Source organism: Sporosarcina koreensis (genome assembly GCF_001531445.1).
Lineage (GTDB): Bacteria > Bacillota > Bacilli > Bacillales_A > Planococcaceae > Sporosarcina > Sporosarcina koreensis_C.
This window is the reverse complement of record NZ_LQYA01000050.1, coordinates 1-12,816: the sequence shown is the minus strand read 5'-3', so window position 1 is coordinate 12,816 and position 12,816 is coordinate 1. Positions and strand designations below refer to the sequence as shown.

Genomic DNA, 12,816 nt, shown 5'->3' with positions numbered 1-12,816 from the left:
CGTCCAAAGATGGCCTTCCCGCGTCCAAAGCAAGTCGTCCTTCGTCCAAAGATGGCCTTCCCGCGTCCAAAGCAAGTCGTCCTGCGTCCAAAGATGGCCTTCCCGCGCCCAAAGCAAGTCGCCCTGCGTCCAAAGATAACCGTCCCGCGTCCCAAAGTAAGCCCCTCACGTCCAATGCACCACTCTCAGGCCTGTCTATGAAAATTGCATATTGCCTTTTGTTCAATAGAAAGTATAATGAGTATAATTGGATGGTTCAGAAAACATATAAAACGAAAAGGTGATCTGATGAAGGAAAGGAAGAAAATTCTCGAGGTAAACGACTTGCAGACTACCTTTTTCACAGATTCGGGAAAAGTTCCGGCGGTTGATCACATCGACTTTCATCTCCGGGATGGCGAGATTTTAGGGATTGTAGGGGAATCAGGATGCGGAAAAAGCGTCACTTCCTTATCTGTCATGGGGCTTGTACCGAGTCCGCCAGGAAAAATCACAGGCGGTGAGGTAATTTACAACGGACGCAATTTGATAGGCCTATCGGAAAAAGAAATGAGACAGATTCGCGGAAATGACATTGCGATGATTTTTCAAGAGCCGATGACTTCATTGAATCCGCTATTTACAATCGGCAACCAAATGGTCGAAGCGATCTTGATCCATGAAAAGGGATGGTCGAAAAAGAAGGCAGAAAAAAGAGCCGTAGAGATGTTGAAGCTGGTCGGTTTGCCCCGTGCCAATGGTTTGCTGAAAGATTACCCGCACCAATTGTCGGGCGGCATGCGGCAAAGGGTCATGATTGCGATGGCGCTTGTCTGCAACCCGAGAATATTAATAGCGGACGAACCGACAACAGCGCTCGATGTGACAATCCAAGCGCAAATTTTGAAGTTGATGAAAGATTTGAATGTCCGTTTAGGGACCGCCATATTATTAATCACGCATGATCTTGGCGTTGTGGCTGAAAGTTGTGAGCGGGTTATTGTCATGTACGCAGGGCAAATTATCGAGGAGGCGCCGACGAAGCTCATTTTCGAAGATCCTCAGCATCCGTATACGAAAGGTCTCATCCAGTCTGTCCCGGATATGCGCTATAAGAAGGATCGACTTCATTCCATCCCGGGCAATGTGCCGAAGCCCGGTTCGATAACGAGCGGCTGCAGGTTCGCGGCCCGGTGCGAATTTGCGTTTGACCGGTGCTTTACGGAAAACCCGGAGCTTTACGAAACAGCGGATGTCCATCAGACGCGATGTTTCCTATACGACGAAGGAAGGGTGAAGTCGGATGTCCACAACGCCTTTATTAAAAGTTGAAAACTTGAAGAAATATTTTCCCGTGAAAAAGGGGATGTTCGGTAAGACGGTCGGTTATGTGAAGGCTGTCGATGATGTCTCGTTTTTCGTAAATGAGGGAGAGACTCTTGGTATCGTCGGTGAAAGCGGTTGCGGAAAATCGACGACAGGGCGTGTACTTATGCGCTTGCTGGAACCTACGGATGGAGAAATCGAGTTTGATGGGAAAAACCTTGCTTCATTAAGTCAGGAAGAGATGAGGAAGACTCGTCGAGATATCCAAATGGTTTTCCAAGATCCTTACGCTTCATTGAATCCACGCCATACGATCGGCAAAATTTTGGAAGAGCCGCTTATCGTACATGGAATATCAGATCCACAGGAAAGGAAGAAGAAGGTCCGGGAGTTTTTGGAAATCGTCGGATTGAATGAGTATCATGCGAAGCGTTATCCACATCAATTCAGCGGAGGGCAAAGGCAGAGGATCGGCATTGCCCGTGCTTTGATGACGAATCCGAAGCTGATCATTGCGGATGAACCTGTTTCCGCTTTGGACGTGTCGATTCAGGCGCAAGTGTTGAATCTGATGCAGGATCTCCAAAAGGAGTTCAATCTTACGTATATTTTCATCGCCCATGATCTTGGGGTCGTCCGGCATATTAGCGATCGCGTCGCAGTAATGTATCTAGGGAAGATGGTGGAAGTTGCGGATAGCGAACAGCTTTACGAAAAGCCGTTGCATCCATATACACAAGCATTATTATCGGCTGTGCCTGTGCCGGACCCGGATTTTCAGAAAGAACAGATCATCATAGAAGGAGACATCCCCAATCCGGCGGACCCGCCAACCGGGTGTACATTCCATACACGTTGCCCGTTCAAGATGGATATTTGCACAAAAGTCACTCCGCAACTTACGGAACAAACTACCGGTCATTCTGTCGCCTGCCACCTTCACGTAGGTCAAGTCGACAATGATATAAAACAATTGGAGGGGTCTCTATGAATAAAAAGAGAATGTGGTCAGCTGCGTTACTGCTATTTTTAATTCTGTCAACAGTGCTAGCAGCCTGTGGCAGCAATAGTGGAAGTTCGAAAGATACATTGGTCTTCGGTCGCGGCGGCGACTCCACTTCACTGGATCCATCGAGGGTGACGGAAGGAGAGACATTCAAGGTAACAGTCAATCTATTTGAAACGCTGTTGAATTTCGGCGAGCAAGATACGACTATCCAGCCGGGCCTGGCGAAAGAATGGGATACAAGTGAAGATGGATTGTCGTACACATTCAAATTGGAAGAGGGCGTCAAATTCCACGACGATACTGATTTCAATGCTGACGCAGTTGTAAAGAACTTCGAGCGTTGGGCAAATGGTGATGCCGATATGTTCCCTTACTACGACACGATGTTTGGCGGATTCAAAGGTGATGAAGGGCATGTCATCGATTCCGTGACGGCTGATGGGGATTACACGGTCATCATCAAATTGAAACGCCCGCAAGCGCCGTTCTTGAAAAACATTGCGATGAGCATGTTCGCAATCGCAAGTCCGACTGCCTTTGAAAAAGGTGACGATCAATTTGAAAGAAATCCAGTCGGTACGGGTCCTTTCAAATTTGTAGATTGGAAAACGAACGATTCCATTACGATTGAAAAATTCGATGGTTATTGGCAAGAAGGGTTGCCGAAGTTGAATAAGATCGTCTTCAGATCGATTCCGGATAACTCAACGAGACTAAATTCATTGATTTCTGGGGAAATAGATCTTGCGGATGGCATTAATCCGTCTGATGCAGGGAAAATCGAAGAGAATGGCGATCTACAACTCATTAAACGTCCTTCCATGAACATCGGCTATCTTGGATTGACGGTTACACGTGAACCTTTCGATAAAAAAGAAGTTCGACAAGCAATGAATCATGCAATCGATAAGAAAACAATTATTGACTCATTCTTCGAGGGACAGGCGGATTCAGCGAAAAATCCAATGCCGCCATCCATTTCCGGTTATAACGACGATATCGAAGAGTATGAATATAATCCTGAAAAGGCGAAGGAATTATTGGCGAAAGCCGGCTATCCGGACGGATTTGAAATGGAGCTTTGGGCAATGCCTGTTCCACGCCCTTACATGCCAGATGGCGCAAAGGTTGCAGAGGTCATTCAAAGTAATCTGGCAGATATCGGTGTGAAAGCTAAAATTGTCAGTTACGAATGGGGAACGTACTTGGATAAGGCTAGCAAAGGGGAAGCAGATGCCTTTATGCTAGGCTGGACAGGGGATAATGGCGATGCTGATAACTTCCTTTATGCTCTATTGGATGAAGATAATATCGGCAGCAACAACTACACGTATTTTAAAAATGCAAAAATGCATGACCTGTTCATTGAAGCGCAAACGGAAGTGGATGAGGATAAGCGTATTGAGCTTTATAAGGAAGCTCAGGAAATCATCCATGAAGAAGCGCCTTGGGTTCCAATCGCCCACTCAACACCGCTTCTTGCAGCAGCTAAGGATTTAACTGGATTCGTTCCGCATCCGACGGGTTCGGATCTGTTATCGAACGTAGAATTCAAATGATAGATTCGCTTTTCACTTTGCAATGATTAGTAAGGGGGAGTCGTCCGATTTCCCCCTTTTCCTATTGAGGCATAGTGGAATCATGAAAGATATCTCCATATTTGATTTGGTGAGGTGAAGGTGATGCTCAATTACACGGGCAGAAGATTATTACAGCTCATACCAGTATTGCTCGGCATGGTCTTCATTGTTTTCATGATGATTCGGGCGATACCGGGGAATCCAGCTCAGATCATTTTGGGTCAACAGGCTTCTCCTGAGGCGGTCGCGGCAATGAACGCAAGACTCGGGTTGGACCAACCGTGGTATATTCAATTCTTCAAGTATTTAGGCGGAATCTTACAAGGGGATCTTGGAGAGTCAATGCGTACGCGGCTTCCGGTTGCCGATGAAATATGGCCGCATTTGGCAGCGACGATGGAACTCGCTTTTTTTGCAATAGTAATCGCTATTATCGTAGGTGTTAATGCGGGCATCATATCGGCATGGTTTCAGAACTCGTGGTTTGACTACATAGCGATGATTTTGGCACTCGTCGGCGTTTCCATGCCAATTTTTTGGCTTGGTCTTTTAGGACAATGGGCGTTTGCGATTGAATTCAGCTGGTTGCCAACGAACGGGAGGGAACAGGTGAGGGATCCGGTTCATGCCATCACCCATCTATATGTCATCGACACGATCATACAAGGACGATTCGACCAATTAGGGCAAGTTCTCCGTCATCTCATATTGCCTGGCATCGCATTGGCGACGATACCGATGGCGATCATTGCAAGGATGACACGTTCCAGCATGCTCGAAGTGATGCGCTCCGATTATATTAGAACTGCTAGGGCAAAGGGGCAGAAAATGTTTTGGGTCGTTTACAAGCATGCATTCAAAAATGCGGTCATTCCAGTGCTTACAGTCATCGGTCTTCAAATGGGGATGCTGCTTGGCGGTGCTATTTTAACCGAAACAATCTTTGCTTGGCCTGGCATTGGACGGTATATATATGATGCCATCAATTTCCGCGATTACCCCGTCATCCAGTCAGGGATTCTCGTAGTCGCCTTCATCTTCGTCATGATCAACCTAATTGTTGACTTGCTCTATGGTCTGATCGATTCGAGGATTAAATATGACTGAGGAAGGTGGAATGCGAAATGTCTGAACTTACACCTAAGATAGATGGACTTGCAGAAGCGGAAATCGATAGGACAATAGGCCCTTGGCGGGAGGCTTGGCGAAGCTTTAGAAAAAGCAAAGTGGCGGTTGCGGGAATGATCATTATTCTTTTCTTCGTGCTGCTTGCCATTTTTGGACCTTTCATTGCAAAGGAAGGAATCAATGAGCAGTTGGCCGCCGACCGGCTCCAGCCCCCTTCGGCCGAATATTGGCTCGGAACGGATGACTTCGGCAGGGATATCCTGTCACGCATTATTCACGGAGCACGCATATCGCTTTCCGTCGGGTTCCTGTCCGTCATCGCCTCGGTCGTCGTCGGCAGTTTTTTAGGAATTATTGCCGGCTATTATGGTAGGTGGACGGACACGATCATCTCGAGAATCTTTGATATTATGCTTGCATTTCCATCGATCCTGCTGGCGATCGCTATCGTTTCTGTTTTGGGACCTGGGCTTGAGAACGCCTTGATCGCCATCGCTATCATCAATGTTCCGAATTTCGGACGTTTGATACGATCCAAAGTGCTAAGCATCAAGGAAGATGAATATATTATGGCGGCAAAGGCGATCGGGATGAAGGATGCCCGTATTTTATTCTCACATATTCTTCCGAATTCGATGGCTCCCGTCATCGTGCAAGGGACGCTTGCCATTGCGACCGCCATTCTGGAAGCGGCGGCGCTTGGTTTCCTTGGACTCGGGGCACAGGCGCCGCAGCCTGAATGGGGGAAAATGCTCGCTGATTCGAAATCCTATTTGCAATCCGCTCCATGGACGATGTTATTCCCTGGACTTGCCATCATGTTGACCGTATTAGGATTCAACTTGATGGGAGATGGCTTGAGAGACGCGCTTGATCCGAAAATGAAGAACTGAAAAACCATCCTTGGCATATACGCCAAGGATGGTTTTTTCACGTTATTTCATTAATAAATTTCATCTTGCATTTCATTGCTTACTTCGTGTCCGTGCCTTCGTTGATTGGAGACGATCAGTCGGTCTAGATACTCCAATTGTTCTTCATAGTTCAACAAAGAAGAGAGCACGTGGAGGAGGTGATAAGCAGTAAATTCTTCTTCCTCTTTTGTGATGGCGATCTCCTTCGCGAAGATGTCCATCACTTCCTGCCTTTGAATGAACTCCTCATTCAAACTATCCATCATCCGATCTGCCTTCAGCTTACCTACAAACTTCAAATGGATTTGTTCATGGTACGTGAGCAATGCGTCGAGACGCTCCTGAATCATCATCCGAAAATGTTCCGGAAGGTTGATCAGTTCGTTCTCGTAATTATGGAGCCGTGCCAGCACTTCGTAACTGCTTTTTGATGTTGCGATCATCTGTCTGTAGATGACAAGCTTCCTCGCCTTCGCTCTCGTAGTTTTCCTGAAATAGCTCCGTTCCTCTTTGTAAAGCGAATAGAGCTGATCGACGTTCGCAAGGCGTTCCTTAATTTTTACTAGTGACTTCTTCGTTGCAATATGTTCGGATGCCTGTCTGCCCGCAAGTCGTATCCACCTGATGATCTCGTCCTGCGCTTGGTGGATAGCCTGGAATAGCTTCGTTTCATACTTCGGGGGCATGAATAGCAAGTTGACGACAAAAGCGGATAGGACCCCGATGACCATGGTGACGAATCGGAGGAGAGCGAAGGACAGGAATGCGTCCCCTTTGATCTCCATGATGGCGATCATCGTCACTAAAGCTAAGGAAATGGATTTCTCAAGCCCCAACTTCAGCATGATCAAGATGATGATGACTGCCGCAAATCCGACAATCACAATTTGATGACCAAACAATAACACAAAGGTGATGGCAGTAATGGCACCGATCAGATTCCCTTGGATCTGTTCAATGATCGTCAAGTATGATCGATAGATGGATGGTTGTATCGCAAAGATGGCCGCAATTCCTGCAAAGACAGGATTCGGCAAGCTGAGCATCTCCGCCAGAAACAATGCGGCAACGATTGCTATACCCGTTTTGAAGATGCGGGCGCCAAGTTTCATATGATTATCCTTTCTACGTAAGGTATTTAGGTTGTGTGCTTTTTCTTACCTGTTCATTTGGTTAGCTAATTCTTCGAATGAACGGTCAACCGCCTCTAGTGTATGAATGATGTCCTCCTCTTTATGCGCAATCGTGAGGAACCAGGCTTCATATTTGGAAGGGGCGAGGTTGACGCCGTTTTCGAGCATCAGTTTAAAGAACTTGCCGAAAATTTCTCCGTCCGTCTGTTCGGCTTGTTCGTAGTTTTCCACTTTCACATCCGTGAAGAATAAAGTGAGTGCTCCGCCGAGACGATTAGTTGTTAAAGTGATACCGTGCGTTTTCGCTAATTGAAGGATGCCATCTTCTAGAATTCCACCTAGGCGGTCCATCTCTTCATAGATGCCTGGTTGCTGCAATACTTCCAAACAAGCGATACCTGATAGCATGGAAGCGGGATTACCAGCCATCGTTCCGGCTTGATAAGCAGGTCCGAGCGGCGCGACCGTTTCCATGATTTCCTTCCTTCCGCCATATGCGCCGATTGGCAAGCCGCCGCCAATGATTTTTCCGAAGGCAATCAAATCGGGGGTCGTACCAAGCAATGTTTGAGCACTTCCATAATGGAAACGGAAAGCAGTGATCACCTCATCATAAACGATGAGCGCCCCTTTCTCCTTTGCAAGTTCGTGAACGAGCGGAAGAAATCCTTCAATCGGTTCAACAATGCCGAAGTTCCCGACAATCGGCTCGACTAATACACATGCCAATTCGTCTCCCCATTTTTCCATTGCTTCCTTATATGCATCCGGATTATTGAATGGGATTGTAATCACTTCTTGGGCGATGGATGCGGGAACTCCCGCCGAATCCGGAGTGCCTAACGTCGCCGGGCCGGATCCTGCAGCTACGAGTACAAGATCGGAATGTCCATGATAGCAACCTGCAAACTTCATCACTTTCGTTCTTCCAGAGAAAGCGCGTGCCACACGGATTGTCGTCATGACCGCTTCCGTCCCTGAGTTGACGAACCGAACTTTATCCATGGAAGGGATCGCTTCTTTCAACATTTTAGCGAATTTGACTTCATGCCTTGTAGGAGTTCCATATAACACTCCAGTTGTTGCAGCTTTCGTGATCGCCTCAGCGATATGTGGATGCGCGTGTCCTGTGATGATTGGACCGTAGGCACCTAAGTAGTCGATATATTTATTGCCGTCGACGTCCCAGAAATAAGCGCCTTCCGCACGCTCCATCACTGTAGGGGCTCCGCCGCCAACCGCCTTATAACCACGCGAAGGACTATTGACGCCTCCGACGATATGTTCACATGCTTCTTGATAGATTTGTTCTGATGTTGTTCTGTTCATTTCAATTCCTCCGTTCAAATCGGTACATACTCCATTCTAAACAAAATTACGTGCATACGCCAAAGAAATTGAAACTCTATCACTTGTCCGGTACGATTGGAATAAGAAAAAGTTGGAGGGATCGATATGGAAAAGTTGGAAGGTATGCAGGCGCCGCAATTTACGTTGCCGGACGAAAACGGTGAAATCGTTTCACTTCGGGATTTTGAAGGGAAGAAGTACGTTATCCTCTACTTTTATCCGAAAGACGCTACTCCCGGCTGTACAACGCAAGCTTGCGATTTCCGGGACGCCCATCAAAGCTTCAGTGACTTGAATGCCGTCATTCTAGGTGTCAGTCCTGATAACGAGGCATCGCATCAGCGATTCATCGAAAAGCAGGGACTGCCATTTTCTTTATTGGTGGATGAAAACCACGAAACCGCGGAAGTGTATGGCGTATGGAAATTAAAGAAAATGTTCGGCAAGGAATATATGGGGATCGAGCGCTCCACATTTTTGATCGACCCTACAGGGACAGTTGTGAAGGAATGGCGGAAAGTGAAAGTGAAGGGACATATCGAAGAAGCGCTTGCTACGTTGGAGCAATTGACGAAGAAGGCGTAAGGGGGAATTTCAGATGAATGTTTTATTCACCTTCAGAATCAAGGAAGAACAGATGGAGAAATTGAAAGCTGATTTTCCCGAAGTTCAATTTTTCTTCAATAAAAAGGCCGACGAAGTTTCCATTGAAGAATATGAAATCATTGTGACCTATGGGGAAGACATAACAACTCAAGTGCTCGATAGGGCAACATCCCTCAAATGGTTAATGGTAGCCTCCGCCGGGGTGGAAAAAATGCCGCTTGCGGAAATCGCTGCCAGTGGAATCGTCATCAGCAATGTCCGGGGAATCCATAAAACCCCGATGGCGGAAACAGTACTTGCGCATATTCTGTCGCTTGGGCGCGCGCTGCCTACTTTGGCAGAGCAGCAAAGCCGGAAAGAGTGGAATACGAAAGTACGCCAATCGGAAATACGGGGGTCTACAGCGCTTATCCTTGGACCGGGAGCGATCGGATCTGAAATCGGGCGTTTGCTTCAAGTGTTCGGCGTCAGGACGATCGGCTGCAATAATTCGGGCGATCCAGCGCAATTCATGGACGAAACCATCCAATTCGACGGACTTTTAAGCAAACTTCCCGAAGCGGACATTGTCGTTTCCGTCTTGCCAAGCACAGCGAAAACAAAGGGCTTACTCACGGAATGCCATTTCCAAACGATGAAAGAGTCGGCAGTTTTCATGAACTTCGGAAGGGGCGACCTTGTGAAGGAGTCGATTCTTGTAAAAGCATTGAAAAATGGGGGAATCGGGCACGCAGTCCTAGATGTATTTGAAAAAGAACCGTTGCCAGCGGAGAGTGAGCTTTGGGATTTATCGAATGTCACAATCTCTCCGCATGTCTCCAGCCATTCCGGGAAGTATATTGAGAGAGCCCTCGAGTTTTTCACGGAGAATCTGGAGAAGTGGCAAACTGGTGATAGGAAGTTGACTAACTTGATTGATCCAGAAAAAGGATATTGATCCGCCTCCTTCGCCTCAGGAGACAGCGCTTCAGTTGACAAATATGCCTATTCTCAGTAAACTAATTATAATGATTATAAAGAAGTAATCTTTATGGATTGGAGTGTTGGCGATGTCTGAAGTGTATTTGAAAGACGCGCTTGTCACATTGAAGGAAAGCGGTGTGCGGATTACACCGCAAAGGCATGCTATATTAGAATTTCTTATTTCTTCAGAGACGCATCCTACAGCTGATGAAATATATAGAGCGCTAGAAGCTGATTTTCCAAATATGAGTGTTGCGACCGTATATAATAATCTGCGTGTTTTCCGGAATGCCGGGCTAGTCAAGGAGCTTACTTATGGAGATTCTTCAAGTCGGTTCGATTTTGTCACACATGATCATTATCACATCATTTGTAATCACTGTGGGAAAATCGTTGACTTCCACCATCCTGGACTTGAGGAAGTTGAGCATCTCGCTTCCCATGTGACAGGCTTCGAAGTCAATTCTCACCGCCTTGAAGTATATGGAACATGTCCTGAATGTGCAACAGGCGCCAATAAAGCGAAATAAGAAAACCGGTTCCGAAGTTTAAGACGGAACCGGTTTTACTTATTTCTTTTTAGATGACTCTTTTTTACTTGCGGGACGGTTATACGCCACATCGAACTCTTTGCCTTCTAATGAAGGATCCAACGTGAGCGGCTCCCTGCAATGTCCGCACATATCGACACGTCCAAGCATTTTAGTCGTTTTGCCGCAGTTCGGACAGACGATTTGCACAGCTCTCGTCGACAAAGTCCCGATCCAAGCATACACGACCACGCTGCCAAGAATGGCAATGAGTCCGAGAACCATGAAGATCAACATAATGATTTCATTCTTTCTGAAGAAAATCCCAAGATACATAATGACGACACCGATGAAAATGAGGGATAGCGCAAATGACCGGATCCGGTTTATTTTATTTTTATAAGGTTTCATCCATAATCCTCCTTAGAATGAATGGTATTGAATAACGTTACTGGAAAAGATTTTGAACGTTCCTCAATCAATATAGCATAAATTCCAATCGCATCATATTTTACGAATTTTGAATGAAGGATTTTTTAGAAGTTGCGTCGAAAGAAAGATAGGTGGAGGTGTCGTAATGGAACAGGTTCTAAGACCAATTTATCAAGAACGGGCAAGCTCGCCAGAAACGTTAGGTGTCATCCTCGTTGAAAAAAGAGGTGCAGGCGATCCGATAACAGACACGTTTGACGAAATCATGCTCATCATTACGTCTAATGAAGATACGCCTATATATACAAAACATTATACAGATGGAACTGGGAAGGCAGCGATGCACGTCATCAGTGAAAAGCAGTTGAGGAAATGGCTGTTGCTCGGGACAAGAAGAAAAGTTGTAGACTGGTTGTTCTATGGGAAGATTTTCTTTGACCGCAATGAATTCGTCGAAAGTTTGAAGAAGGAATTGAAGGAATATCCATTCTATGGACGTAAGATAAAGATGGGACTTGAGCTGTCTGGATTGGTGAGAGTGTATATGGAAGGGAAAATGTTTTTCGAACAGCAAAACTATATGGATGCGTATCATCATGCAATCCAATCCCTTCACCATCTTGCAAGACTCACTGTCATTGAAAAAGGATTATCTCCTGAAGTGACTGTATGGTCTCAGGTCAAAAAGATCGACCCGGCAATCTATAAACTGTATGAAGAGCTGATCATGAGCGAAGAAGCGATAGAGAAAAGGTTGGAGCTTCTATTCTTGGCAAGCGAATTCTTCATTCATAACCGTACACTGGATGGCGCGCGGCATATCATGGACGTCATGTCGATGAAAGAGACGTGGACGATCCAAGAGCTTCATGAACATGAGGAGTTAAGGATGTATTCAATCAACCTTGAAGTCCTTGTTGAGTTTTTAATTGAAAAAGGAGTCATTCAGATCGTTGAAAGCGACTCGAAAAATGAATATGTCTTCCATAGAGACTATCGGGTTGAGCAATGAACATTGAGAGGATGGATATAATATAGTCGATTTGCGTTGCAGGCAGCATCCTGTAATATCATGACTCCCTTAGGGTCGCAAAAGCCGTTCTTCGTAACGGCTTTCTCCTCAATCAACGGAACTTCCTAATCAATCTAATCAAGCCCATTCTTCGAATTTAGAGCTTCTGATAAGTTTTTTTGTTTTTAGTGTTGACTTATAAAATAAGCCCATGCTATTATAGTAAACGTCGCTGAGGGAGTTAGTTACTCAGCCCCGAAAAAGCTTGAAAAACTAATATAAAAAAGTTCTTGACTCTACAGAGTGAAGATGATAGATTAGAGAAGTCGCTTTTGAAGAAGCGCAAAACGAACCTTGAAAACTGAACAGCAAAACGTCAACAAATAAAGTCTTGCAGCCGACGCTGTCGGTGAAGAGACAAAACGAATCTTCGGATTCAAACAGAATTGACATCTTAAATGATGCCAGCAAGAAACTCGAGCTATTCAAGTTTCTCTAAACTGGCGTCCGAGGCATGGTGCAGTGCTAGGAGATGAAGGAGAAAGGGAAGGAGCGTACTTCAGTACGTGACTGACCGAACGACTGAAATCGACAACGCAATGTGCCGTGCATCGGACGCCAGTATTATGGAGAGTTTGATCCTGGCTCAGGACGAACGCTGGCGGCGTGCCTAATACATGCAAGTCGAGCGGATTGACGGGAGCTTGCTCCCTGATATTAGCGGCGGACGGGTGAGTAACACGTGGGCAACCTGCCCTGCAGATGGGGATAACTCCGGGAAACCGGGGCTAATACCGAATAATCGGTTCTTCCGCATGGAAGAACTCTGAAAGACGGTTTCGGCTGTCACTGCA

12 protein-coding genes and 1 rRNA gene are annotated in these 12,816 nt (G+C 46.1%); 10 read left to right on the top strand and 3 right to left on the bottom strand.

From position 1 onward, the window contains the following. Nucleotides 1–288: 288 nt before the first annotated feature. The 5 genes from AWV70_RS08290 to nikC all read left to right on the top strand — a co-directional run bounded on the left by AWV70_RS08290 (nucleotide 289) and on the right by nikC (nucleotide 5,915). Nucleotides 289–1,311 (top strand): ABC transporter ATP-binding protein, encoded by a 1,023-nt coding sequence (locus tag AWV70_RS08290; RefSeq protein WP_060206045.1) that lies wholly within the window; start codon nucleotides 289–291, stop codon nucleotides 1,309–1,311. Further along, nucleotides 1,283–2,296, top strand: coding sequence for an ABC transporter ATP-binding protein (locus AWV70_RS08285; protein WP_060206043.1), 1,014 nt, complete (start codon nucleotides 1,283–1,285; stop codon nucleotides 2,294–2,296). The genes AWV70_RS08290 and AWV70_RS08285 overlap by 29 nt, the downstream gene beginning before the upstream one ends. Further along, complete coding sequence (locus AWV70_RS08280) at nucleotides 2,293–3,873, top strand: ABC transporter substrate-binding protein (RefSeq protein WP_060206041.1); 1,581 nt, start codon at nucleotides 2,293–2,295, stop codon at nucleotides 3,871–3,873. The genes AWV70_RS08285 and AWV70_RS08280 overlap by 4 nt, the downstream gene beginning before the upstream one ends. Before the next feature lie 123 nt (nucleotides 3,874–3,996). Then, a complete protein-coding gene (locus AWV70_RS08275; protein WP_060206039.1) occupies nucleotides 3,997–5,001 on the top strand; it encodes an ABC transporter permease in 1,005 nt (334 codons plus the stop codon). 17 nt (nucleotides 5,002–5,018) lie between these two features. Then, nucleotides 5,019–5,915, top strand: coding sequence for a nickel transporter permease (nikC, locus tag AWV70_RS08270; protein ID WP_060206037.1), 897 nt, complete (start codon nucleotides 5,019–5,021; stop codon nucleotides 5,913–5,915). Nucleotides 5,916–5,965: 50 nt separating this feature from the next. On the opposite strand, the gene AWV70_RS08265 is transcribed toward nikC, so the two are convergent. Then, complete coding sequence (locus tag AWV70_RS08265; RefSeq protein ID WP_060206035.1) at nucleotides 5,966–7,048, bottom strand: FUSC family protein; 1,083 nt, start codon at nucleotides 7,046–7,048, stop codon at nucleotides 5,966–5,968. Nucleotides 7,049–7,093: 45 nt separating this feature from the next. Then, entirely contained in the window at nucleotides 7,094–8,398 is a 1,305-nt protein-coding gene (locus AWV70_RS08260; RefSeq protein WP_060206034.1) for a glutamate-1-semialdehyde 2,1-aminomutase, read from the bottom strand. A gap of 126 nt (nucleotides 8,399–8,524) precedes the next feature. Here AWV70_RS08260 and bcp point away from each other — a divergent pair, with 126 nt between their 5' ends. The 3 genes from bcp (at nucleotide 8,525) to perR (ending at nucleotide 10,518) form a co-directional block, all read left to right on the top strand. Continuing rightward, a complete protein-coding gene (bcp, locus tag AWV70_RS08255) occupies nucleotides 8,525–9,004 on the top strand; it encodes a thioredoxin-dependent thiol peroxidase (protein WP_060206032.1) in 480 nt (159 codons plus the stop codon). A gap of 13 nt (nucleotides 9,005–9,017) precedes the next feature. Beyond that, complete coding sequence (locus AWV70_RS08250; RefSeq protein WP_060206030.1) at nucleotides 9,018–9,962, top strand: D-2-hydroxyacid dehydrogenase; 945 nt, start codon at nucleotides 9,018–9,020, stop codon at nucleotides 9,960–9,962. Nucleotides 9,963–10,074: 112 nt separating this feature from the next. Next, entirely contained in the window at nucleotides 10,075–10,518 is a 444-nt protein-coding gene (gene perR / locus AWV70_RS08245; RefSeq protein WP_060206028.1) for a peroxide-responsive transcriptional repressor PerR, read from the top strand. 39 nt (nucleotides 10,519–10,557) lie between these two features. On the opposite strand, the gene AWV70_RS08240 is transcribed toward perR, so the two are convergent. Beyond that, complete coding sequence (locus AWV70_RS08240; protein WP_060206026.1) at nucleotides 10,558–10,929, bottom strand: YgzB family protein; 372 nt, start codon at nucleotides 10,927–10,929, stop codon at nucleotides 10,558–10,560. Between the two features lie 166 nt (nucleotides 10,930–11,095). On the opposite strand from AWV70_RS08240, the gene AWV70_RS08235 reads away from it, so the two are divergent. Next, nucleotides 11,096–11,962, top strand: a complete 867-nt coding sequence (locus tag AWV70_RS08235; protein ID WP_060206024.1) for a nucleotidyltransferase-like protein — start codon at nucleotides 11,096–11,098, stop codon at nucleotides 11,960–11,962. A 623-nt stretch (nucleotides 11,963–12,585) separates the two neighbouring features. Further along, nucleotides 12,586–12,816: ribosomal RNA gene (locus AWV70_RS08230) — 16S ribosomal RNA — on the top strand; the annotation flags it as partial.

Coding starts and splice junctions, on each gene's coding strand:
- AWV70_RS08280 (WP_060206041.1), top strand. CDS start 2,293: ATGAATAAAAAGAGAATGTGGTCAGCTGCGTTACTGCTATTTTTAATT.
- AWV70_RS08275 (WP_060206039.1), top strand. CDS start 3,997: ATGCTCAATTACACGGGCAGAAGATTATTACAGCTCATACCAGTATTG.
- bcp (WP_060206032.1), top strand. CDS start 8,525: ATGGAAAAGTTGGAAGGTATGCAGGCGCCGCAATTTACGTTGCCGGAC.
- AWV70_RS08250 (WP_060206030.1), top strand. CDS start 9,018: ATGAATGTTTTATTCACCTTCAGAATCAAGGAAGAACAGATGGAGAAA.
- AWV70_RS08240 (WP_060206026.1), bottom strand. CDS start 10,929: ATGAAACCTTATAAAAATAAAATAAACCGGATCCGGTCATTTGCGCTA.
- perR (WP_060206028.1), top strand. CDS start 10,075: ATGTCTGAAGTGTATTTGAAAGACGCGCTTGTCACATTGAAGGAAAGC.
- nikC (WP_060206037.1), top strand. CDS start 5,019: ATGTCTGAACTTACACCTAAGATAGATGGACTTGCAGAAGCGGAAATC.
- AWV70_RS08265 (WP_060206035.1), bottom strand. CDS start 7,048: ATGAAACTTGGCGCCCGCATCTTCAAAACGGGTATAGCAATCGTTGCC.
- AWV70_RS08290 (WP_060206045.1), top strand. CDS start 289: ATGAAGGAAAGGAAGAAAATTCTCGAGGTAAACGACTTGCAGACTACC.
- AWV70_RS08285 (WP_060206043.1), top strand. CDS start 1,283: ATGTCCACAACGCCTTTATTAAAAGTTGAAAACTTGAAGAAATATTTT.
- AWV70_RS08235 (WP_060206024.1), top strand. CDS start 11,096: ATGGAACAGGTTCTAAGACCAATTTATCAAGAACGGGCAAGCTCGCCA.
- AWV70_RS08260 (WP_060206034.1), bottom strand. CDS start 8,398: ATGAACAGAACAACATCAGAACAAATCTATCAAGAAGCATGTGAACAT.